Raw genomic sequence first — 23897 nt, 5'->3', positions numbered from 1 at the left:
TTTAAGGTGTTCGATCGGAGTCGAGAACCAGATATTACAAACACCAAGAAATTAGAATTGCAGATCCAGCATAGGCAAAAGCTTCTACCAATCCCGCTCCTAAATTCGGTTTTTCTTGATGTACAATTTCATCTGTTAGTTTTTGTCCGGGTAATAGAATTTTATCAGCAAAAAAGCGCATTACAGGCAATAGGACTGTAGCCAATACCATTTGTACAGAAACGTCTGTTACAGTTGTTGTCCAGTCTTCAAAAGGAGCAATTAATGAATTCATAATAATAATTCCAATTGCTAAAAGAGCTCCGGCAAAAGCAATACCTGCAGCCACATTGTCTTTTTCTATTTCATCGTGAATATTGTAATTTACCCATAGAGTATAAATTTTAGAAGTAATAATAAGCATTACATTACCTATAGCCCAGTAGGCAATAAAAGTGCTAATTCCTTCTAATAAAGTTACAGACTCTCCAATTAGGGCACCATATAAAATAAGTCCGTTTACTATGTATATAGTTGCTTCTATAACTCCTGTTCCTTCGTTCTGATCGGTAATAATTTCTTTTTTTAGATCGAACTTAGGTAGTATTAACTTGTTTGCAATTAAAGTAGAAATCTGTAATAGTACAATAGCTATAATTCCGTATATAAAAATATGTTCTATGTCTATCCAAAAGCCATAGCTTTCTCCAATAATACTTCCGCCAATAGAAATTAACAGTCCTATAAAATATCCTACATAGGAAATAATAAAAGCAAAATTGTCTTTTTCTACCAACTCGTTTTTAATATTGGTAGATGGATGTGTAACTTTAAAAAGTATCTTTCCAATGATAAAAATAATCAAACCAGCGAGTATATATCCCCCTGAATGTAACCACCCTGTGTAATCTAAATATTCGTTCATTTTAATGCTTTTTAGGTCTTATCTAATTATTTTCCATAGCCACCACTTCTAGATCTGTAAGAAGAACTACTGTTGTATCTATCGTTGTTTCTGTATGTTTTTTGGTTCGAATTTCCGTAACTTTTAGTAGAGGAATACCCTTTAGATTTTTGAGCAGCAGCACTTCTTTTTACTTTGCTTTGCACTCGCTGTTTAAAGGTTCTAGGTTTGCTAGACCATGTAGAGTTGCTGTTTTTATATGTGCTTGTACCAAAAGAATTGTTTCTACCGTAGTAGTTACTTCTTCCTCTGTAGTAACCGTAGTATCTATAATCATCCCTGTAATACCTGTATCCAGAACCCCAACCAAATAAAGAGCGCATAAAAGCGTATTGACCGTAGAATTCCCAAAAAGAAGTCCCTCTAGAATCGGTTTTCCAGTGGCCGTATTTTTTGTTCCCCACATAATTGTCATAACCTGCAGGTGCAGATTTTTTGTCTAAAACACCGTCTTTTTTAGAAAGAATCGTCATTCCCAAATCGTTCTGGTACTGTTCAAACACAACAGGAGAAACCTTTTTCCAGTCGGAAGTAGTAATGTTAAAGTCCGTTTCGTTTTCTGCAGTTCCTTTAGGAACTACAATTTTATATTTATGAAAATATGCATCTTGATTTTCATCATAATTCATGTCGGCTAGAATCACGCTGTAGTTTTGTTCATCTATATATTGGGTGATGATATTATCTATAGGAGATTTTACATATTTTTTTCTCTCAGAGCCACAGGAAATGAATAGAAAAGTGGCTAGAAAAAAACTTAGAAAATGGATTGTTTTCATTGTGTTCTTGTTTTGTTCAAAGATATTAATTCTCTTGTGCTGCAGGCAGTATATTGCTAATATCGGTTTCTTTAATGGTTTTACCTATAGATGCCTCAAATTCATGATCTCCATATTGGACAATACAAAGTGTTTTTTCTTCGTCTTCATCTGCATAATCAAAAGAAATTAATTCTTCCCAATTGTCCGTTTCTACATTTCTACTATAACCCGAAGATTTTTCTTCTAAATAGTACAGTGTACCTTCGTACACAATTTCTTTAGGAGGTTCGTTGTTGCTGTCTATATGATTGGTAACATGACTTCCTAATTTTCTTAGTTTAAGATCTTTGGACCATGTAACAATTAGGCCGCCATCGTCTTCTATTTCTAAACACCTTTTTTTGTCTCCATTTACCACTACAAATTCACGAGTAAAGTAATTGTCACCCCAATCGTATTCGAACATGGCAGTTACCATCCAGGTCTCTAATTTGTATTCAAATAAATAATTTTTTTCTATGTCCGATACTTTGATATTCAGTGGGTCAAAGTGTCGTTCTGTTTCTTTCTTTTTAAAAAAGTCGAATATTCCCATGATTTTATGTTTTGTTTAATTTTTTAATCTCCTCCACATGATGAGCAACTAGAACATGAACTGCAAGAGCTACATGAACTCCATGTGCTAGAGTCGCTATCTGACGAGAACCAATCTCCCCAACTAGAGTCTGTTGTAGTAGTAATCGTATCTGTTTCATGTATAAGGCTGTCTATATATGTGTCAGATTCCGCATCAAATGCATCAGTATTTGTGTTTATTGTTTCTGAGTAGCCTAGTTCTTCTCCCAGTTCGTTTTCAAAGTAAATATTTTCAATGCTCAAAGAATTGACATGTAGTATTTCAGACCAAATAAATAGATCTATTAAGTAGCTATCAAACCCAAAGTAGTCAATTTCAACAGCAGAACCACTAGAGCTTGCTTTTCTGTAACTTGATTTCTTTTTAGGTAAAACGATTTTGGTTTTTAAATCGGAATATATTTGATCAATTTTAACTTGTTTTTTAAGTTCAAAAATGATGTCGTCACAAAAGCTTTCAAATTGTTGGCTTTTTTTGTTTTTAAATACATCAAAGGCTACTTGTCCTTCAGTTGCATTTTCAATCCCTTCCCGACCTATTGACGAATGAAAATTCTTTTTAAACAAACCAAATATTTTGATGTCAATTGGATAATCTCCAATTTTATGGGTTCTGTTAATTGAGATTTCAATGAGGTATTTAAAATTTTCGTCTTTATGTTCCAGTGCAAGTTCTATTTTTTCAAACAGCATAGACATTGCTTCATTTATCTCAATTTCATACTTGTCAAAGGCAAATTTTAAGTCGTCTTTTTTTCCTTCTTTGTCATGATAGAAATCAATTTCATCGTGTGTAATTCTAATAATATTTTTAATTCCTAAATCTCTAAATACAGCATTTAATTGTTGTAATATACTTATTGCGGTAAAAGTTTCTACTTCTTTTTTGTCAGCAATGACTCCGTTAGTGAGTTTAAATAAGAGTCTTTTAAAAGCCTTAGTAGGTTCTTTTTTCTCAATCTTAGTGATTTCAGACGGATCTACGCTAATTCTATTTTCTAAATACATACCAATTTTTAGTTGTGACAGGCACCACAGTTTATATCGTTCAAATTAAAAGAATTATTTCTATACCAAATCTCTTTTGGAGCTGTGTTGAATAACAGTTGATATTGTTTTAAAGTATATTCATAAATTTCAGGATTTTCATTTTCACTTGGTGTGTGATGAATAAATCTATCAAAATTTTTGGTGCAAAATTTTTCATAATACCGTGTGAAAAGAATGAGTTCGTGCCATGCTAAATCTACTATATATGATGGACTTGTAGTCTGGGGGCTTTTTGCGGTAATTATTAAATACTTAAGAAGTTCCTTTGTTAAAATCTCCTTAGAAACGTTGTACTCGTTAGTTATAGCTTCTATTTTTTTAAAATAAATAGGAATATTGGTATGTATAGAGTTATACATACAGTCTATATTATCTGTTTCTGTGTTAATTTTTCTCAAACCCATTTTTTAAAACATTCTTAATTCCTTCTAAATTATCAGAAAAATCCATTAGTTGCTGTAACACTTGAGCCATTTCGTTTTGGTTTCCAAAACCTTTTAACTTGTTGTTTTTTACAAATGTCTCTTTAATTACTTTCCAACGCTCCAATTCTTCGTTAGACAAAGAATTGTTCATTTCCTTATATTTTAACAAGTTTGCTTCTGCGGCAGAGGTTAGGGTTTGAGACTCACTCTCGTAATGACTTAGCAATAAGGTGTCTAATTCTTTGTTGTTCATAATTGGAACTACTTTTGCAGTTAGTTTCCCCATGTCTCTATACGAACCTTGTAGTTTAAAACTTGGTTCGGTACGATACGCATCTTCCATAGCAGCAGATTTAATATACTGTTCGTTTACTTTAACTACGGTGTTTCTTAACGTAATTACCTTTTCTAATACAGAAATGTAATCGCTAATTTCTTGTTGCGTATGATTTCCTTTTAAGTCTAAGCTATCAGAACTGTTTTGTTCAATATGATTGATGATTGTGTAAATATCTTCAAAACTCTTGCTACTTAACTGTCTAAGTGTATTGTTAGAGGTTAGTGCATTTTCAATTAAACTTAATTTAAACAAATCTGCAGTTTCTCCAATTACATCTCCTAAGTTATAAATGTCAGCACGGTTGGCTAACATATCTGGAATTCTAAATTTATCTCCACTTTCTGTATAGGGATTCCCCGCCATTATCACACAGAACTTTTTGTCTTTAAAGTCGTAGGTTTTGGTAACTCCATTGTAGACTCCCTCAATTTTTCGCTGACCATCTGCCAATGAAATAAACTTCTGTAAGAATTCGGGGTTGCAGTGTTGAATATCGTCTAAATATAGCATTACATTGTTCCCCATTTCAAAAGCCAGATTTAGTTTTTCTAATTCTTGTTTGGTAGCAGAATTGGTAGCTGCCATTGGGTCTACAGAAGTAATTTCGTGACCAATTGCAGGTCCGTTTATTTTCATAAAAATCAATCCCAAACGTTCGGAAATATATTCCATTAACGTTGTTTTACCGTAACCTGGAGGCGAAATTAATAATAACATTCCCATTCTGTCGGTACGTTTATTCTCTCCTATAGTTCCTAATTGTTTGGATAAATTATCTCCAAATAGAGGTAAGTATACTTGGTCAATTAGCTTGTTTCTTACAAAAGATGATAAAACTTTGGGTTTGAATTCGTTTAACTTTAACGCTTTCTTTTGTTGACTAATAACTTGTTTTTTAGCTTCTCTAAAAGTTTTGTATTGTTGAATGGTATTTTCTTGATAGCTTTTTAGCTTTTCTACAAACTTAAAGTAGTTAAACGTATAAATCCCTTCTTTTATAACCGCATGATCTCCTTTTAGGTTGTTGATGGTAATTACCGGGTTTGCTTTGGTGTTAGGTAAACTGTGTGTAAATAACAGCAAGGCAGACGTTTCTTCTGTGTAGAAACTAGCTTCTTGGTTTTGGTTGGTACAGTATGCTTGTAACCATTGTCTGCAAAGAGAAATCTTATCTTGTAAAATAGAGAACTGGTGCAGGCTTTGTTCAAAATGGCTCCAAGCCTGATTGCTCTGTAAAAAACTAATGAATTCGCTCTTTAAATCAATCGCTTGTTGACTTACTGTAAATGCATCATTTTCTTTTAATTGGTGGAACAAGTAGTTAGCAATCTGTTCGTCTTCTTCTGGTAGGTATTGTAAAATGGTTTCTATGCAAACTTCGTATTCTGTAGCGTTAGGAAATACATTTAAAATAGCTCCGGTAGCTTTAATTTTTTGAGCCAAATCTGTTTTGATGGCTTCTTCCAATTCAAACCAAAAAAACTGAGCTTTGGCACGAACAGTAGGAGTAAAGCGTAATAATTGCAAAGCATTCTCTGTATAAATCCAGTTTTTAAGAATAAGTGATGCATCTAAATCGTGTACCCCTTTTACGTAACCTTCGGTATAGTTTTCGTTGCTTTCTTTTTTAACAATTTCCGTTAAATTTTCTGGAGATTGATTTAGTAAATATTGCAAACCAAACTTCTGATAGGTTTTATAAGCCAAGTATTCTGCTCGGTAAACTTCGTTGTTTTCAGAAATTAAATCCTGATTCCAAATTTCTTTAGAGTTGTTTAGGCTTTTGTTTTCTATCAATTCGTAAAAATCGGTACCTGTTAAGTGGAAGTATAACTTCCCGTTTTTGTTTACAATATTTAGGTCTAAAGGTTGTTTGTTAACCCCAAATTTGTGGCTTCCAAACTTAATTACATTCTCTCCATCTTCGTATAAGTCTAACGTATCTTTTAGCTTACGAATAACTTCTTCTTTGGCAGATTTAAGGTTGGTTTGTAGCGTTTCAGCTTTTCCTGTTTCTTCTAACTCTTGGAGTTGCTCAACAATATTATGAAGTTTGCTTACCATTAAATCAGAAGCAAAATATCCGTGTATCTCTTCTTCAGATTTAAATGTAGCCGCTTTTTTATGTACACTTTTTAAAATACGCTCTGCTGCACTTTGTAAGGCCAATCCCTTTTTATTACGAGCTTCAATAAGCGAGTTTTTCCGGTTTTCAAAAGCACTGTAAACTTCCTCTCGTTTGGTGATGATTTCGGTAATATATTCGTCAAAATCTGCAAACTTACCTTCTAACTCTTCTAGTTGAACAGAGAGTTTTGTTAAGTATTCATCACACTTTTCTGGAGTATTGGCAATGTCTATAAAATTGATAATACTTTGATCGAACAATTTTAATTGCGCAACAAAATCCGCTTTACTTTCGCTTGCGTTTAGTTCTTGTACTTTTCTCTTAACACCAGCTTTTAATTGATTGATTTCTGCAAACAACAGCGAAATATTATCAATAATTTTAGTAGAGTGGGAGGTGTCTTCAATATCTAAATTGTTTACAATATCTACTAAGAGTTCTAAATCATTACTTATTTGGTTGATGTCTTTTTCTAAAGATTTACCATCAATTACTTTTTGTAACGATGCAAGAATGGCTTCTTTTTCTGTGATTCTTTGTTGGTAAGTAATCAGGGCTTTTGCATCGAGTAAAAAAGTAACACAACGTCTAGAAATTCTGTCGGTTTGTTCTTTAATACGTTCGGTAATTTCATCCAATCTGTCTAAATGAATGTAACGTGTTTCTTTTAAAGCAATGGTATTTCCTTGCGATGCTCTAAGATTGGTTAACAACTGAACAAAATCATCAATAGAATTAAAAGTGCTGTGTTTTATGTTGTTAAAAAGGGCTTCTATTTCTCTTTCTAAATTCTCGGTAGCCTCAAAAGCTATTTTCTTTAATTGAACAACTTTTTCAAATTCTCCAATAGCAGCATTGGCTGTAGACTTTAGTTCGTTTAATGGAAGGTCTAGGTTGCTTGTTTCGGCTTCATTTATCCAGTAATAAGAATCTAAAACATCGGTAGACTGTTTAGAAATATCATCATACAAACCATCGTAATTATCTTCTTTGTTAAGTAAGGTGATAATTTCCTGGCACTCTGCCATGGCTTTTACAATATCCTTGTTTCCTATTTTAAATAATAGTGAGTCGCTATTTTCGTTATTTACTTGTACGTTTTTAGAGAATGGAGTTTGCCAAATTTGAATAACGTGATGCTTGGTAGCTTCCGATTCTGCCTTAAAATAAGACAGTTCCCCGTTTTCTAAAATGGTAAATCCGTTACAGAAAATAGGAGTGCTAATGGTTTGTTCAATAATATTATAATGCATTAACACGTAATCACCTTCCTTTTCTTCGTAAAAAACATACAAATAGTCTTCTCCGTTGGGAGAGGCTACTCGCTTTTGAAATTTAACATCGTCAATTACTTTGTCAAACTTCTTTAAAGTTCCTGTTTGTAAGTAATATCCTTCTGGAAATATTAGACCCTGACTGTCTGGTAGTAAAACCGCAGTATCTTCTATACTCTGAATTCTGGCTACTTCTTGTACTTTGTGATTGTAGACAAAGTAACGAGCTGTTTCTTGGTAGGGAACAATTTCTAAAACGGTTAAGTTTCCTAAATCGGCATATCTAAACTGTGCATCTTCTAAGGTTTGATCTTTGTGAGTTACAGGTTCGTTGTAAATTCCTTTTCCCGATGCTGAATTGTCTTCTATTTTAATGGTTAAATCGCCACCAACGGTTTCTACAAAAACCTTGTCTAAAATAGATACATGTGGGTGGTCTCCATATCTAAAGTTATCGTAATTAACCTCTTGCCATCTAAACTCGTGTTGACTAGGGAAGGTGTATTCATGATCGCTTCGGTTGTCTATGTACGTTATCTGATTGTTTTTTACCAGCCATTTAAACGTTTTTATATCGTTTACCTTTTCTCCTATTTGAAATACCATGTATAGGTATTGCTCCGTTAGCATAAACTTGGAGAAAAAAGTATTTCGGTAGTATTTGTAAAGGTTTTTAAAATCGGTTATAAACAATTCTTGGTTTATAAAACTTAGGTCTTGTAGCTGAAAACGATTGTCTTTAAATTTATAAACACTAAAAACATCTTCTAGCTTAATTTCCGAACGCAAACCAAAGTGTACGTTGTAACCAAGCAGGCATGTGTTACCTAAAGAGACAATGTCTCTGGCAATACAGCTGTTTTCTGTGTTGATTCTATCATTCGCTATCAATTTGGTTTCTACAGCACCAAAAACCTCTTTTCTATTGTGGTTTAAGGTTTGTAAACGCTCCACCAAATCGGTTTTGTGTTTTTGCAATCGATTTTGAATGATTTCGTAGGTTCCTCCTTCTAATTGTATAGCAGTGTTTTGCATTGATGATCCGTATTATAGGTTTGAATTAACAATCAAGATGTTTGAATAATTCACTTTTAAATAGATTTTATTTTTGATTTTTTTTGTCACTTCAGTTCTTGATTTGTTAATAAATCTTTAGAGCTGTTATTTAATTCTGGTTCTTTTAATGTATTCTGGAAATACTTAGATAGCTTAACATATCCGTATGAAGCACTTAGTAAAATGATACCAATGATTATAAGAACAATAATTTTTTCGAAGGTTTTAAAGTCGCTAATGTCATTAAAAATAATTTTTAAGAGAGTAGAGGCGAATAGCACTAAGGAAATTTTATTTAAAATTTTAATTTGATTTTTCATGGCAACAAATAGTATAATAACAGCGTGAGTTGCTAGCAATATAGAGGTGATAGGTCCATCTAAATCGATGTTGAAAAATACAAGAATTAAGCTTGTGATAATAATGCATTGACCTTGATGGAAAACCATGATTTGATTCCACTTTCTTCCATAAAGTTTTGAAAACCATTTTCTCCTATTGTTGAGTATAATAGCACATAAACTGATATTGATTATTGAAATAATCAAGGATATGGAAGAGTCGTAGATTAATAAACAAAACAGTCCAAACAGATTTGAAATAAGACTAAGCGATATTGCTATTTTATAATTTTCTTTAATAAACCCAAGTTGATTATAAAAAAAAGCCATTAGGATTAATGATAAAGAAGGGATGCTAAAGCTCAATGCTAAATATTCCTTTTTTAGTGAGAAAATTAAATAGCCTATCAATAAGACCGATGTGAACGGAAGTATATTAATATAGTTTTTAAATTGTGATTCACTTAATTTAGTATAGTTGATAGCCTTTTCTGAGAATATAATACAACTAATAAAAAAGATACCTCCAATAAACCCTGTAGGATCATTCTCTAAAAAACAAAATGCAAGAGATAATGAAGATAGAAGGTAAAATTCAATTTTTAATGCATGGTATTTTAATTTTTTAAATAATACATACGTAACCAAACTACTTGCCCAAAAACCTAATTCTATAAAATCAAAAGCATTTCTTTTAACCGTACTAATTATTATTAAAGGTAGTATACAAAAGAAAATTATTCTGAAACCTTTTGTTAAATTGAATGTTTTGGTATGGTTGATTTTAAATTTTTTATAAAAAGATTTTAAGAGCCAAAGTATTCCTAAAAATTGAACTATTGCTATTTGTGTAGGTAAATCTTGATCAGAAAAATGATAAGAATATGCATTTAACATTGATAAAGAAAAGAAGCCTATGTAGATTAATAAATTAAACAAACCAAAAATGTCTGTTGCTTTTGTATTAAAGTGTTTTTTCCATAATATAAAGCCAAATAAAGGAATAAAAGCTAGAGTAAATATCCAATCATTCATTACATGGTATCCTACTATATAATAAACAGAGCCAATCCATAAAGGAACAATCTCTTGGGTGTATTGGTATAATTTTCTTTCAAAACTTAAAAGAGTCGAGAAGTGTTTTTTGCCTAAAAACCACATAGATGTTAATACTGCTCCTAAAATTATGTAGTTTAAGAAGCCAGCATGCCATAATGTATTATTCCAGTTGTTAACTATTTCTAGACTACTGTATATTAGTTTGAAAAAGGCAATGCAAAGTAAAATATATCCTTCTTTTCTAATGGTAGATAAAGAAAAACGAAAACCAAATATGACAAGAGTTAGAGCTTCAATAGACCAGAATAAGCCCATTAATTTTTGTCCAAAAATAGAAGGAATAGCTAAGCCGATAAGTGCTCCTATTACAATGAATAAAGTAAGTTTGTTATCACTATTTAGCTTCTTCCATTTTACTATTGTAAATCCAGAAAACAGGATTGCATTAGATGTGTATATAATTCCTAATGTAGGAAGATTGTTTTCGAAAGCAGTGTATAGGTTGTATAGGAAAATACTTAAACTACTTGCTAAAATAATAAGGTCAGATTTCTCAAGATTGTTTTTTAGCTTAAAATTATCAAACAATGCTATATAGAAAAATAAGTAAGAAAAAAGATGGTAGTAAACAGCGTAAATAATAGAATTAGTAGAGTGTTTAAAGACCATAAATTCCAAACAACCAATAATAATTACATATGTAATGTAGTTTAGTTCTTTCCATTGTTGTTTTGTAGATGTGTAAAAAGAGCCTAGTCCTAAAAGCCATAAATATAGGTAGTAAAGATCTCCATCTCCCATTGCGTTTAAATACATTGGTGCAAAAGCACCTCCTATCAATGAGATTACGGATATTACCTTAGAATTATACCTTATAGATAAATATATAGAAATTAAGGTGTTTAAACAGATAAGTACAAAACCTATAATACCAGAGGACAAAACAGGGAAATTACCTAAATCAGACATGAAATATATCATGAGATAGTTAATAATTATGCTAAGACTTATCAAAGATGATCCATATTCGTTTAATGCTTTGTCTTTTGCAGATATTCGAATACCAATTGTTGCTAGTATAATAGAAGAAATAAAACCAATACCTATTTTTGCAATTGTTTGATAGATACCTAAGTTGTTAAATGTGAGTTGCATTAAATATCCAAAACCAAATAAAATAGCAATAATACCTGCTATAGTCATTAAGAAGATAGGTAACTTTCCTTCTTTCTTGTATTTTGAGTATGCATCTAAGAATAGCTCTAGTCCTTCATTTAAAGGTGCTAAAAATTCTTTAACCTTTAGACTTAAAAATGAAGGCTTTTTGGCTGCTACAGTTTTTAATTCTTCTTTTTTAATTACTGAATATGTAGCTTTAATTGTGTTTTCTGTAATGTGAGAGGGCTTCTTTACTTCTTTAGGTTTAACATCAGGAATAATCGCTTGCTCTTTACGGATAGAGTTATCAAGAGTAACACTATCACCATCGATACTTTTCAAATCATTAATTTCATTTTTTAAGATTTGAATTTCTTTTTTGTGTCTGTATTCTAACTCTTCTATTCGCTTAAAGAGATTCTTAATTATTTCGTCATGATTTTTCATAAAACTTAGTTGAAGTTTTGTCGGTTTTGATATAGCTACTATGCGTAGCTATATTCTTAACTTTTTAAGACTTAAGGGGGACAATAATTTTATATTGCTGTTCTGTGGGGGGAGTCTGCTTTAATATTTTATAGAGATTAGCTGCTCATTATGCCTCTGTCTTCTTCAACTCCTGGATTTTAGTCATAATCTTTTGTTGAAATTGTGGCATTTGTTTTTGCATCATAATCTGCATCATGTCCTTAGTGATTTCTGGAGTTTTTTCTAACATTTTCTTTCCAGTAGCAGTCTTGTAAAAGTTGGTTAAATCTTTAATTTCTTCTACAGAAAAATGTTTAGCATAGATGGCGGGCATGTCATCTTTGGCTAATGATACCGTCGTTTTTTTAGCTTCCTCCATCACAAATTGCATATACGTGTTGTATTTGTCTTGTTTTTTTTCGTCCTTAAATAATTGTTTCCCTTGTTGTTGCATAGCAGGTAACATATTATCTAAAATTTTTGAAGTCATTTTTTCTATTTGCATTACTTCAAACAATTCTTTAATAGCTTCACTCTTATCTTGTGCGTTTGCTTTAAAAGTGAAAAGAGTTATGATTGTGATTAGTATAATTTGTTTTTTCATGATATTTTTTTTAAAAAATGTTTTATTAGTGATGAATTTTGGCAATGATGTCACCAACTTTTACAGTTGTTCCTTCTTTTGTAATTATTTCAATGGTGCCAGAGCTAAAAGATTCAAATTCCATGGTAGCTTTATCGGTTTCAATCTCAGCAAGAATATCTCCTTGATGAATTGTTTGATCTGAAGAAACGAGCCATTTGCTAATTTTATATTCTTTAGTCTTGTTACTTAATTGAGGCATGGATATCACAGTGGTGTTTTTGTCTGATTGTCCAGGTGTGTCGCTACCATAAGTCGTCCTCATAGAGGGAGCGGTTAATTCAATTATGCTATTATCATCAAGTGTTATTTTTGCTAGAAGATCTCCAGGATGAATAATTGTGTTATTTAAAGTTTTAATTTGAATTTGTCCACTATGATAAGATTCAAGCTCTAATGTTGCTTTATTGTTCTCAATTTCAACTAATATATCCCCTTGTTTAATAAAGCTGTTGTCAGGCACTAACCATTCACAAAGCTTGTATTCGTCTTCTTTTGCGGTTTTACCAACAGCTAAACTAGCTTCAGGAGTTGGTTGAAATATTGAAATTATTTTTTTGAGAAATGACATTTTAGTTGAGTTTTAATGAGGCATGTAAACATGCCTCATTATTTGTTAATCAATTACCCCAACTTCTTATCTCCCAGTCCTAGTGCTTTCGCTAGGTTAGAAAGATTAGAGAATAAGTTTTTTTGATCGTTATCGCCTGCTTCTCCGTGTAGCTTTAATAACAAACTAGAAATAGTTAGGTTCTTTATGTCTTCAGAACCAATTCCGTATTGCTCTGCAAATCCTTTTACTTTGTCTAGTAAATTCCCTTTTACGTCGTTAGAACCTAAAATGGCATCTTTTACATCGGTAATGTTTTCAGAGTGATTTACCAATCTGTCAATTCCTTTAGACTTGGTAATTTGTCCAATAATCTGGTCAAAGAACATGGTTTCTCCACCTACAATATCAATATTTGCAGCTTTTAAGGCTTCGGCAATTACTGCTGCTTGTGCATCTGCAATTTCTTTCTGAATGTTGATCTCTGCTAAGTCTACTTGTAATTCTTTGTCTAAGCGTAATTTAAACTCTTCGTGTTCTTTACCAACACCGTTTAATTTCTTCATAGCTTCTGCTTTCTCCTCAATTCCGGCAGCATCTGCTAAGGCTTTTTCTTTTATTACATCTGCTTCTGCCAATCCTTGCTTTTTAACGGCTTCTGCTTTGGCTTCTATACCAGTTGCTTCTGCCAATGCTGTTTTCTCAATAATAGTAGCTTGTACCAGTCCTTCGCGTTCGTGTGCTTCTGCTTTTGCATGTAATACTTGTGCTTCGGACAATCCAATAGTAGCTTCTTCTTTTGCCTGAGCATCTGCAATAATTTTTCTTGCTTCTGCTTCTTTGGTAGAAGCTTCTTTTTGAGCTTGAGCTTCGATGTTAATTTCTTCAGCTTTTTGTTTGGCAGCTTCTTTTTGTGCTTCTGCAGCCTTAATGGTTTTAATCAATGCTGCTTCTGCATTTTCTTCGGCAATTGTAATGGCAACTTTTTTATTTCTGTCGGCAGTTTTAAAAGCTTCAATATCTTTTGTGTTTTCTTGTTCTTCTACCACACCTTTTTCTAGAGACACACGTTCACGAATTACATCCTGAATGTTCTTTTTCTCTATTTCAACCGCTTTTTCTTTGTCTATGTTTGCCAAAGCCACAATTTTTTCTCTTTCTGTAGCTTCTAATTCTTTGTCTTTTAAAACTCTTTCTGTTTCTACAGCATCTGTACGTTCTTTGTTTTTGGCAGCTACTATAATTTGACGGTCTTTGTTTTCTTCGGCTATTTTAACTTTTTCTTCGGTTGCAATTCTAGCAGATTCAGATTTTAATCGTTCTTCCTCAGAAATTTTAGCGATTTCTGCTTCTTCTCTAGCTTTGATATTGGCAATTTCACGCTTTTGTTGTTCTTCTTTTTCTGCCAACTGCTTGTCCAATTCTAAAATAGCTTCACGAGCCTCTACATCTTGCTTACGGATTATTTTTTGCTCCTCACGCATGATTAAGTTGGCTTTCATGTTTTGTTCTGCCGTTAACTCTGTAATTTTCTTAATTCCTTCTGCATCTAAAATATTGTCTGCTTTTAAGAAAGAAACTGGAGTTTGTTCTAGGTAGTCAATAGCACAATCTTCTAGGGTATATCCGTTTAAGTCTGTACCAATAATATTAATAATTTCATCTCTAAACTCTCTACGAGCTTCGTACAATTCTATAAACTCAAATTTCTTACCCACGGTTTTTAATGCCTCAGAGAATTTTGCTTCAAATAGTTCGTATAAAGTATCTTCGTCAGAAGCTCTTTCGCATCCAATAGTTTGTGCTACTTCTATAATATCATCTACAGATTTGTTTACTCTAACAAAGAAGGCTACTTTAATATCTGCACGCATATTGTCTTTACAAATCAACCCATCTTCTGATAACCTCTCTACTTCAATTTTCTTTACGGAGATGTCCATAATTTCTACTTTATGAAAAACAGGTACTACATACATACCTTTGTCAAAAGCAACTTTGGTTCCACCCATTCCGGTTTTTACAAGTGCTTCTCCTTGTGGTATTTTTTTGTAGAATGTTGCTATAATAATAATGTAGAGTACAAAAGCTCCAGCAAGAGCCCCTATAAGTAGTCCTGTTAGGTCCGAAAAAATATCGGTAAATGCGAGTGTTATCGTATTTAGAATCATAATAATTTTTTGTTAATTAATTTTGTTGAACGTAATAGTATTTTTTGTTTTTATCTTGTTTAATAATTAGAATTTCGGTTCCTGTTTTTAGTTCTTCTCCACTCAGAGATTTCACATAAATCAATAAGGGATCTGATTCGATTTTTATTTTAGCTCGCCCCATTTTATCTCCAGAAATATTAGAATCTAGAATTGCTTTTCTTCCTATAAAATCTATAGGAGCATCTCCTTTTCGGTTTAATTTTTTAAAGAAAGCTTTAAAGGGAGTTGTAAATATTTTATTGATAATAAGCGATGGTATAATGGCAATTAAAAAGACCACAAATCCAAAGCCGTTGTCGTAACTAAAGGTTAAGTAGGTTCCTACTAAAGTGATAAACCACCAGAAAAAGATCCAGGTTGTAAAAGTGAACATAAAGGGCAGTTCTGTAAAATTGAAATAAATCAAGACTATTTGCCACCACTTTAATTCTTTTCTTTTGTCTCTAACAACGGTTTCGTTTTTCAATTCAATATTAGAAATCTCTTCTAAATCAATAGCTGTGCTATCTATAGAGGTGTCTGCATCTACCTCTATATCGGCATCCACATCAATGTCCATATCCACATCTACATCTACGTCCAAATCAAAATCGAATCCTAGTAGCGTAGTAATAATTCTATAGACTGTTAAGGCTATTAGAAAATAGGTTAATGGTGCATTTATGGGTGAAAAAGCTAAATCGTAGAGTGTCATTTATAATTGCAATTTTTAAAACGTGATTCTTCAACCAAAATATGAGAAATAATGTTTTATATCATCATGCTTTAGTATTAGTTTTTTGGAGTACTTTTTCAGGAAAAAAAATAAGGGTTTAAGTTACTAAACCCTTATTTAACGTATGGGGTTACATTCCCATTTGTTTCTTTAAGGCTTCTAAATCGTTGTCGGCACTTACGTTGGTATTGTCTAGTACTTTGTCAATTTCATCGTCTACACTTTTAGATTCGTTAGCAATATCTCCATAGGCATCTGCTAAAGCTTCTTCTTGTGCTACTTTCTCCTTCATTTTTTCTAACATGTTAACAGTACTAGAGCTGTCAATAGCAGCCATTTGTTTGTTTAAGTTTTTAGTTGCATTAGAAACCTTAACTCTAGCCTTTAGGGTTTTTAATTCGTTTTCCCATTTGCTAATATTGCTTTTAAGGCTGTTAACGTTTCTTTCTAATTGCGCAACAGAATCGGTAAACTTATCTATTTCTACTTTAGCTCTGTTAACATGCTCTTGGTTTTCATCTTTTTTAATTAAAGCTTCTTTTGCCAAACGATCTCCGTCTTCGGTAGGTAATTCTCCTTTCTGAACCTTTTGTAAGATTAACATGGCTTTGTTCTGATAGTCCTTGGCTTTTGTTTCATACTGAGCCTTGTCATTTTGCGAACGTATCAACATGGCTTTTACTTGAGCTAAACCTTCTAAAGCTTTGGTTAAGTCTCCTTTCATGTCTCTAATACCCTGTTCTGTCATTTTAATAGGGTCTTCCATTTTGTCAATTGCAGAATGTGCTTCGGCTTTTCCTACGTTAAATAATCTTTTGAAAATATTCATAATGTATTTTTTTAATAGTGAGAGTTTAGACGTTAAAGTCTCGAAAATCTCATGTTTTATTAATGTTTGTGTAAAGATTCTAGAAGAGATATTGATTCTAATATCTGCATTCTAAAACCTATATTGTTTATGCTTTAGAAAATGTTATAATGTTTTCCGAAAATTCACTTAACAACAAGCTTAAAGAATTAATAGAGGCTTCTAGTTCGTTTAAGTCTAAATTTTCTATTTGTAAAGTGTCTCTAAAAATTACCTTTTCTCCAGATTCATCTAACACAAATGCTCCGTGTACAATGTCTCTGTTTTTTTGAAGTAATTGTTTAAAAATGTCTTCGTTAGGACTGTTAATTTTAAAAATGTACTGTTCAATAATTAAGATTGGGTCAGCAATTCCCAAAATCATGTTGTTAATACCCTCACTTTGATTTTGGATCATAATAATTCCATCTTCTTGGTCTTCGTGAGAAATGGTATAGTTTAATTCAATAAGATAGTTTTTAATTCTGTCGAAATGATTTTCCATGTAAATTGACTTGTATTTTTTCTTTTTAATATTACAAAACACTTTTTAAATTGAAGTGTTATTTTTTTTAGATTTATAATTTTGTTTGCTAATTTTATTTGCTTTTAGAGCTCTTTTGCTTTATTTTTGGATCATATTGTTGGTTTTTTGTCTTGATTACCTTACAAATATACATGATAAATATTAATTTGCAAATAAAATTAGCAAAATATGTCTTTTTTTGGAAGAAATGTTAAAAAGATTAGAGGGGTTAAAAAGATGAGTCAGCAAGCTTTTGCAGATTTGTTTGATCTAAAGAGGGCTACGCTAGGGGCTTATGAAGAGGGTAGGAGTGAGCCAAAAATAGATACTATTATTAAAGTTGCTAATTATTTTAGCATATCTATAGATAGTATTCTAACAAAAGAGATTACTGTCAATCAATTGCTACGATTTGATGGTGGGGTAACCACCGATGTGAATCAGGTAATGAAGAGTAATTTGGTAAAAGTGCCTTATGTAGCAGAATTGAATAAAGATAGCTTTGTAACTAATTTTCCTAAAGATGAAAGTTATGACGACTTACCAACCTTAAAATTACCCATTAAAGCAGAGGAGAGAATGTTGGCTTTTGAAGTGCAAGATCTTACAATGGTTGTAAATCAAGAAGGATTGTTTTTAAACGATGTGGTAATTGGTAAACAAATAGCGGTGAATGAAGCGGAAAAAGGAGAGGTTTTAATTGTACTGAGAGCGGGAGCTATGTTTGTTAGAAGGTATAGCAGAACCGAAACAAGTTTTGTTTTTAAGTCAGATCATGTAAATGTGGCTCCTATTGAAATTCCTGTAGCTGAAGAAGTCTTTTTTTGGAGAATAACAGATGTGGTTTTAAAAAGGTATCCAAAGTTCTCATCTGGGATAGAGGATAAAATCAATCAGATTATGAACAGGTTAAGCGAATAATGTTGCCTTGTTTGTAGTAAGAAATCTAGGGAATGTTTAGGTTCTTTTTTATTAGACATTCGTACTGTAAAGCTATTGTAAAGCGGTTTTGTTACAGTATCTAAGTTGTTGCGGATTATATTTAACGAATAATCTAAAATAAACTAGAAAAGAATGAAGATTTTAAAACTATTAAGATTTTTAGTTGTTTTTACTTTGATTTTGGCATCCTGTTCTGAAAATGATCCCATAGATACTGAAAATCCTATAGTGAGTGAAAATGATGAAGTACAAGAAGAGGAAAAAGAAGAACCAGAAGAAGATAAGGTTGTTATAGGAGAGGGAACCGTAATTGTTGATGGTATTAAATATGGTCCTGATTATCTTGTGTTTGAACCACAAATAACAAAATCTGATTTGGGTAAGTGGGTTTTAAGAAAAAAAGGAGAAAGCGAGTACTTTGACCAAACAACGACACCGGCTGTTAACGACGATTATTTAGAGTTTGAAGGAAATGGTACTGCTAGTGGACCACCTGGTTCGCCATTGGTATTTAAGTTTGTGTGTCCTAAAACAGGAAAATATAATTTAGTAGGTAGGTTGTTGCAGCATTTTCCAATTGGTGAAAAATTTCATGATGATCACAGTAACGATATATGGGGAAAGCTGGCTGGTAATTTTACATCGGCAACATCATTTACTACAGATGAGCTTAAAAGTTTTGCTAAGTTCTATGGAAGAGGGAAAAACTGGACATTGCCTCGTACTATGGGGGCTATGACAGGTTTGGAAATTCATCATGATAAAGGGCCAGCAAGTTATAATCTAATCAAAGGAGAGGAGTATACATTTACAATTGCGGGTAGGTCTAAAAATGCTTGTATAGATTACTTAATGTTCTATCACACGTCTTTGGGTTTACAGCAATTTTTAAAGTACAAAACAGATCCGGCAGAAGAAGTGGATGCTAAATACAGACCACCAAGTACTGTGGAGGATTAATAGAAAACAAAAAAAAGAGCAACACAACTGTTGCTCTTTCTTATTTTACAGAGAGTGTTTTTTATTTCTCTGTATAGTAATCCATAACTAAAACATCTGCTAACAAAGGCCCAACAATGCTAACTAGTTTTAAGTGTTCTGGATGAAATAAGTAAGTTTCTCTTCCGTGAACATCGTTAAATGTAATGGTGTAACAATGACTAAATCCTTTGTCATGCCCCTCTGTGCTGTCGTTTAATCCACCTTCCATTTTAGCAATAGTTGGAACTTTGTCTTTTAAGCCTTCAAAAACAGCAATTGCATGGTCTATTTTTTCTTTAGGCGTTCCTTCTTTAAACTTTAAGCTTACTACGTGCTTAATTACTTTTCCTTCTTTTGATTTGTCTTTAGTATCTACTTGGTAGCTTACTAGTTTTTGGAATCCCCATTGTTGTGATCCTGCTACTAACAAGTTAGTATTGTCAATTTTAATTGCATTTAATCCATAATAGATAGAGAATCCTGTTTCTAGATAGTTAATTGGAGTTAATGTTCCTGTTTTATCTAGTTTACATAATTGGATTGCTTGGTCGTCTCTTGTACCAACAGCAATAACTGCTTCGTTTTCATTGTTGTAAACAACTTCTATTCTTGTTTGTCCAGAAAGTTTCATAGTTTCATCATCAACTAAAACTGAATGAGGAATTAATTTTCCTCTTTTGTTTACTTTAAAAACACTAACAGCATCTCCATGGTATACAAAATCTTTCTTTTTGATGAATTTAGGAGCATAACCATAGTATTTATGGTGTCTGTGTCCAACAATTATGTAGTGGTCGTCCCCAAAGGTAGCACCGGTAACAGGGTAAGCTCCTGTTAAATATCTGTCTTTAGTGTTGTCGTGAATGTTGTTTACGTTTTTAAAGGTTCCATTTTCATACACTCTAAAACTACTCACTCCGTTGTCTTGAAAACCACCGGTGTACAAATACGTTTTACCTTTGATTTTGTGAACATACATTCCAATAATTCCATCGGTATGTAATTCTTCGGAGTCTTTCATAGATTGTACATGTGTTAATTTTCCATCGTTGTGGATTTTAAAACAAGTCAATCCTGGATCATTTCTTTCTAGTCCACCTACAAATAAATAAGAAGCTTTTTTCATATGAACTACCTGTAATGTAATTACGGTGTTTAAGTGAGTTTCTTCTGTATCTTCTACTAAGAACACACGTTCTAACGATCCGTTGTCTAAGATTTTATGTACTTCTACTGCGTTACCGTGTTTGTTTCCTACAAATAAGAAGTCTGTACCGTTAATTTTGTCGGCTACTAGACCTCTACCAGGTCCTTTTTCTTTGTATAGTTTGTGGGTACTTACAGCAGTTAACTTTCCATCCTTAGCAATACTAAAAACGTCTAAATCTCCTGCTCCTCCTGTGTAAATGTAGTTGGTTCCGTTTTTAACATAGCTAGTAATACTCACTGTGTTTTTTGCGGACAATCCCTTAAAATCTTTTCTGTATAATGTTAGGTCTTCTGATGATTGTGCTAAAGAAATCCCGGAAATTAGGGTAACACAAGCAATAAGGCTATTTTTAATAAAGTTCATAGTTGTTATTTTATCTGTTTTCTACAATTGATTCTGCAGCAGCTGTTGCAATTTCTCTGTCTTGGTCAATAGTACCGCCACTTACTCCAATAGCTCCTATAATATTACCATTTTTATCTTTAACTGGAATACCTCCTGGAAAAGAAACCAATCCTCCGTTTGTTAGTTCAATGTTGTAGATAATACCTCCAGGTTGTGTTAATTCTCCTAATTTACCCGTGTCTATATTAAAATATCTGGCTGTTTTAGCTTTTTTAATAGCTACGTCTATACTTCCTAAGTAAGATTTATCCATTCTTACAAATGCTACTAAGTTGGCTCCAGAATCTACTACCGCAATGTTTACCAGTGCTTTCAACTTTTTTGCTTTCTTTTTTGCTATGGCAATAGCACTTTCTGCCTCTTTCAAGGTCATTTCGTTAGAGGTTTGGGCATTTGCTGTAAAAGCAAACAAAGCAATCGCCAAAAATAAGATGCTTTTTGTTTTTAATATATTATTTTTCATTTGACATGTAATTGTTATTGTAACAAAAATCAAAAATGAAAAGCATAAAATAGTTGAACTTGTTCAACTTTGATGAAATGAAACTACTTTTTAGAGGTTTGCTTTTTGATTTTACACAGGAATTCGTGAGTTATTCCTAGGTAGCTAGAAATTTGTCTGTCGGTAAGTTTACAGACAATGTCTGGGTATTTTTCTATAAAGTAGAAGTAGCGTTCTTTGGCAGTAAAACATTTGCTGCGAATGACTCTTCTTTGCCAAGCGGCTACTGCTTTTTGAGACATAATTCTAAAGAGTTTTTCTATAGCGTGTACTTCGTTGTAAAGGTTTTCTTTGTCTGTTTTGTCTATAATTAAAATGGTACTATCCTCTAAAGCTTGTATGTTTAATTCCGATGGTGTTTGGTTTAAAAAGCTATCAATATCCATCAACCACCAGTCTTTAACGGCAAAATAGAGTGAGTTCTCTTTTCCTTTTTTATCTATAGAAAAAATTCTAAAACAACCTTCTAGAACAAAACCTTCGAATTTGCAAATGCTACCTTGTTCTAGTAAAAAATCTCCTTTTTTAATTGTTTTGGTGGTGAACTTAGAGCAGATGGTATCCAAATCAGTATTGGATACTTGAAGGGTTTTTAAGAAATTTTGTTTTAGTAAATCGTAGTTCAAAATTAAAAGGAATTCTGTTGGCTATTTGATGTTAGCAAAATAAATAAAAAGTTGATAAAGTTTTACGAAACAATTTTAAATTTACAAGACTGATAAAAGTAGAAGATGAACATCCAAGAAAAAATAGAATCCCTTAGAGTAGAGTTACATAGGTTGAATCATGAATACTATGTATTGGACAATTCGAGTATTTCGGATTATGATTTTGATATGAAGTTGAAGGAATTGCAAGCTTTAGAAGAAGCTCATCCTGAATTTTTTGATGCAAATTCGCCTACACAGAAAGTAGGTGGAGCTGTTACAAAGAATTTTGAAACAGTGGTGCATCAAGATAGAATGTACTCGTTGGATAATTCTTACAGCAAAGAAGATTTGCTAGATTGGGAGAAAAGAGTCTTAAAAATAGTTGAAGGGCCTTTGCAATTTACTTGTGAACTAAAATACGATGGAGCTTCTATCAACTTAACCTACGAGAATGGAGTTTTGGTAAAAGCAGTTACTCGTGGTGATGGTGTACAGGGGGATGATGTTACCACGAATGTTAAAACCATTAAATCTTTACCTTTAAAAATAGGTGCTGGAATGCCACAGGTTTTTCAAATAAGGGGAGAGATTATTCTGCCTTTGGATGGTTTTGAGAAAATGAATGAGGAGCGAATAGCGGCTGGTGAAGAAACCTATAAGAACCCTAGAAATACAGCTAGTGGAAGTTTAAAATTACAAGACAGTGCAGAGGTGGCTAAAAGACCTTTGGATTGTTTGTTATATCAAGTATTGTCTAGTAGTTTTAAAACGCATTCTGAGTCTTTAGAGGCTGCAAGGAGTGCTGGGTTTAAAGTGCCAGATACTATAAAGGTAGCCAACTCCATAGAGGAGGTTGTGGCGTTTGTAAATTATTGGGATACAGCTCGACATGACTTGCCTTATGAAACAGATGGAATTGTAATTAAAGTAAATACCATTGCAAAACAAGAGGAATTAGGGTATACATCTAAAGCTCCACGTTGGGCAATAGCTTACAAGTTTAAGGCCGAGCAGGTTGCTACCAAATTAAACGAAATTACGTATCAAGTAGGAAGAACGGGGGCTATTACACCTGTAGCGAATTTAGAACCTGTACAATTGGCAGGGACTACGGTTAAAAGAGCTTCTTTGCACAATGCAGATCAAATAGCGTTGCACGATATACGAGTAGGAGATGAAGTGTATGTGGAAAAAGGAGGAGAGATTATTCCTAAAATTGTAGGGGTTGATTTAGCTAAAAGACCTCAAAATTCTGAGCCCACACAATACGCTGCCCATTGTCCAGAATGTAATACTGAATTGGTTAGGAGAGAAGGAGATGCAAAACATTATTGTCCAAATGAGCAAGCTTGTCCTCCACAAGTGGCAGGTAGAATTATTCATTATATAAGCAGAAAAGCCATGGATATTGATGGTTTGGGAGCAGAGACTGTGGAGTTGTTGTGTAAAGAGGGGCTAATTCAGAATTATGCAGATTTGTACGAGTTAAAAGCAGAGCAAATTATTCCTTTAGAGCGAATGGCCGAAAAGTCAGCGAATAATATGGTGGCTGGAATTGAAGCATCCAAACAAATTCCTTTTGAAAAAGTATTGTATGCCTTAGGGATTCGTTTTGTGGGTGAAACTGTAGCGAAAAAATTGGCCAAACATTTTAAGAATATAGATGCGTTGTTTGCAGCTGATTTTGAGACCCTAATTGCGGTTGATGAAATTGGCGATAAGATTGCGGAAAGTGTGATTGCTTTTAAAGATGAATTGGCTAATATCCAAATGATAGATAGACTAAAATCTTACGGAGTGCAGTTGGCTATGAGTGAAGCTTCTCAAGAAGGATTGACAGATAAATTAGTGGGGAAGATCTTTGTCGTTTCAGGAGTTTTTCATCAAGTGTCTAGAAACGAGTTAAAGAAATTAATAGAGGATAACGGAGGAAAAGTTAGCGGTTCTATATCTAAAAAGACGACTTATGTAGTTGCGGGTGATAATATGGGGCCTGCCAAGTTGGAGAAAGCAACTAGTTTGGGAGTAGAGATTATTTCGGAAGATGATTTTTTAGGGATGTTGTAATCAATGG

The 23897-nt window shown here is 32.9% G+C and carries 19 protein-coding genes; 3 read left to right on the top strand and 16 right to left on the bottom strand.

Annotated features, from left to right (window positions below; genetic code table 11):
* Positions 1-34 precede the first annotated feature (34 nt).
* The 13 genes from ACXHHC_RS05210 to ACXHHC_RS05150 all read right to left on the bottom strand — a co-directional run bounded on the left by ACXHHC_RS05210 (position 35) and on the right by ACXHHC_RS05150 (position 17112).
* The gene (locus ACXHHC_RS05210; protein WP_458228589.1) at positions 35-904 is read right to left on the bottom strand and encodes a DUF350 domain-containing protein; all 870 of its coding nucleotides are present in this window, start codon (positions 902-904) and stop codon (positions 35-37) included.
* 26 nt (positions 905-930) lie between these two features.
* Positions 931-1722: a hypothetical protein gene (locus ACXHHC_RS05205; RefSeq protein WP_458228588.1), complete on the bottom strand. Its 792-nt coding sequence runs from the start codon at positions 1720-1722 to the stop codon at positions 931-933.
* Positions 1723-1747: 25 nt separating this feature from the next.
* Positions 1748-2299: a DUF4178 domain-containing protein gene (locus ACXHHC_RS05200; protein WP_458228587.1), complete on the bottom strand. Its 552-nt coding sequence runs from the start codon at positions 2297-2299 to the stop codon at positions 1748-1750.
* 23 nt (positions 2300-2322) lie between these two features.
* A complete protein-coding gene (locus tag ACXHHC_RS05195; RefSeq protein WP_458228586.1) occupies positions 2323-3348 on the bottom strand; it encodes a hypothetical protein in 1026 nt (341 codons plus the stop codon).
* Positions 3349-3356: 8 nt separating this feature from the next.
* Entirely contained in the window at positions 3357-3788 is a 432-nt protein-coding gene (locus ACXHHC_RS05190) for a glycine-rich domain-containing protein (RefSeq protein WP_458228585.1), read from the bottom strand.
* Complete coding sequence (locus ACXHHC_RS05185) at positions 3775-8592, bottom strand: DNA repair ATPase (RefSeq protein ID WP_458228584.1); 4818 nt, start codon at positions 8590-8592, stop codon at positions 3775-3777. The genes ACXHHC_RS05190 and ACXHHC_RS05185 overlap by 14 nt, the downstream gene beginning before the upstream one ends.
* Before the next feature lie 86 nt (positions 8593-8678).
* Positions 8679-11618 (bottom strand): DUF2339 domain-containing protein, encoded by a 2940-nt coding sequence (locus tag ACXHHC_RS05180; RefSeq protein WP_458228583.1) that lies wholly within the window; start codon positions 11616-11618, stop codon positions 8679-8681.
* A gap of 148 nt (positions 11619-11766) precedes the next feature.
* Positions 11767-12243, bottom strand: coding sequence for a DUF2059 domain-containing protein (locus tag ACXHHC_RS05175; protein WP_458228582.1), 477 nt, complete (start codon positions 12241-12243; stop codon positions 11767-11769).
* A gap of 25 nt (positions 12244-12268) precedes the next feature.
* Positions 12269-12853 carry a biotin/lipoyl-containing protein gene (locus ACXHHC_RS05170; RefSeq protein WP_458228581.1) on the bottom strand — a complete coding sequence of 195 codons (585 nt, stop codon included), beginning with the start codon at positions 12851-12853 and terminating at the stop codon, positions 12269-12271.
* Between the two features lie 53 nt (positions 12854-12906).
* A complete protein-coding gene (locus ACXHHC_RS05165) occupies positions 12907-15003 on the bottom strand; it encodes a flotillin family protein (protein ID WP_458228580.1) in 2097 nt (698 codons plus the stop codon).
* A 16-nt stretch (positions 15004-15019) separates the two neighbouring features.
* Positions 15020-15739, bottom strand: coding sequence for a hypothetical protein (locus ACXHHC_RS05160; protein WP_458228579.1), 720 nt, complete (start codon positions 15737-15739; stop codon positions 15020-15022).
* A 151-nt stretch (positions 15740-15890) separates the two neighbouring features.
* Positions 15891-16589: a PspA/IM30 family protein gene (locus ACXHHC_RS05155; protein ID WP_458228578.1), complete on the bottom strand. Its 699-nt coding sequence runs from the start codon at positions 16587-16589 to the stop codon at positions 15891-15893.
* A gap of 127 nt (positions 16590-16716) precedes the next feature.
* Positions 16717-17112, bottom strand: coding sequence for a YbjN domain-containing protein (locus ACXHHC_RS05150; RefSeq protein ID WP_458228577.1), 396 nt, complete (start codon positions 17110-17112; stop codon positions 16717-16719).
* A 210-nt stretch (positions 17113-17322) separates the two neighbouring features.
* On the opposite strand from ACXHHC_RS05150, the gene ACXHHC_RS05145 reads away from it, so the two are divergent.
* Both ACXHHC_RS05145 and ACXHHC_RS05140 read left to right on the top strand, forming a co-directional pair.
* A complete protein-coding gene (locus ACXHHC_RS05145) occupies positions 17323-18054 on the top strand; it encodes a helix-turn-helix domain-containing protein (RefSeq protein WP_458228576.1) in 732 nt (243 codons plus the stop codon).
* A 153-nt stretch (positions 18055-18207) separates the two neighbouring features.
* Positions 18208-19035 (top strand): hypothetical protein, encoded by an 828-nt coding sequence (locus ACXHHC_RS05140; protein ID WP_458228575.1) that lies wholly within the window; start codon positions 18208-18210, stop codon positions 19033-19035.
* 61 nt (positions 19036-19096) lie between these two features.
* On the opposite strand, the gene ACXHHC_RS05135 is transcribed toward ACXHHC_RS05140, so the two are convergent.
* From ACXHHC_RS05135 to ACXHHC_RS05125, 3 genes are all read right to left on the bottom strand, one after another.
* Positions 19097-20629: a Dabb family protein gene (locus ACXHHC_RS05135; protein WP_458228574.1), complete on the bottom strand. Its 1533-nt coding sequence runs from the start codon at positions 20627-20629 to the stop codon at positions 19097-19099.
* 10 nt (positions 20630-20639) lie between these two features.
* A complete protein-coding gene (locus ACXHHC_RS05130) occupies positions 20640-21134 on the bottom strand; it encodes a GlcG/HbpS family heme-binding protein (RefSeq protein ID WP_458228573.1) in 495 nt (164 codons plus the stop codon).
* Between the two features lie 83 nt (positions 21135-21217).
* A complete protein-coding gene (locus tag ACXHHC_RS05125) occupies positions 21218-21799 on the bottom strand; it encodes a Crp/Fnr family transcriptional regulator (protein WP_458228572.1) in 582 nt (193 codons plus the stop codon).
* Positions 21800-21904: 105 nt separating this feature from the next.
* On the opposite strand from ACXHHC_RS05125, the gene ligA reads away from it, so the two are divergent.
* Complete coding sequence (gene ligA / locus ACXHHC_RS05120; RefSeq protein WP_458228571.1) at positions 21905-23890, top strand: NAD-dependent DNA ligase LigA; 1986 nt, start codon at positions 21905-21907, stop codon at positions 23888-23890.
* Positions 23891-23897 lie beyond the last annotated feature (7 nt).

The sequence above is a fragment of the Wenyingzhuangia sp. IMCC45574 genome (genome assembly GCF_054182685.1).
The sequence above is the reverse complement of the archived record's forward strand: the minus strand, read 5'-3'. Positions and strand labels throughout refer to the sequence as shown.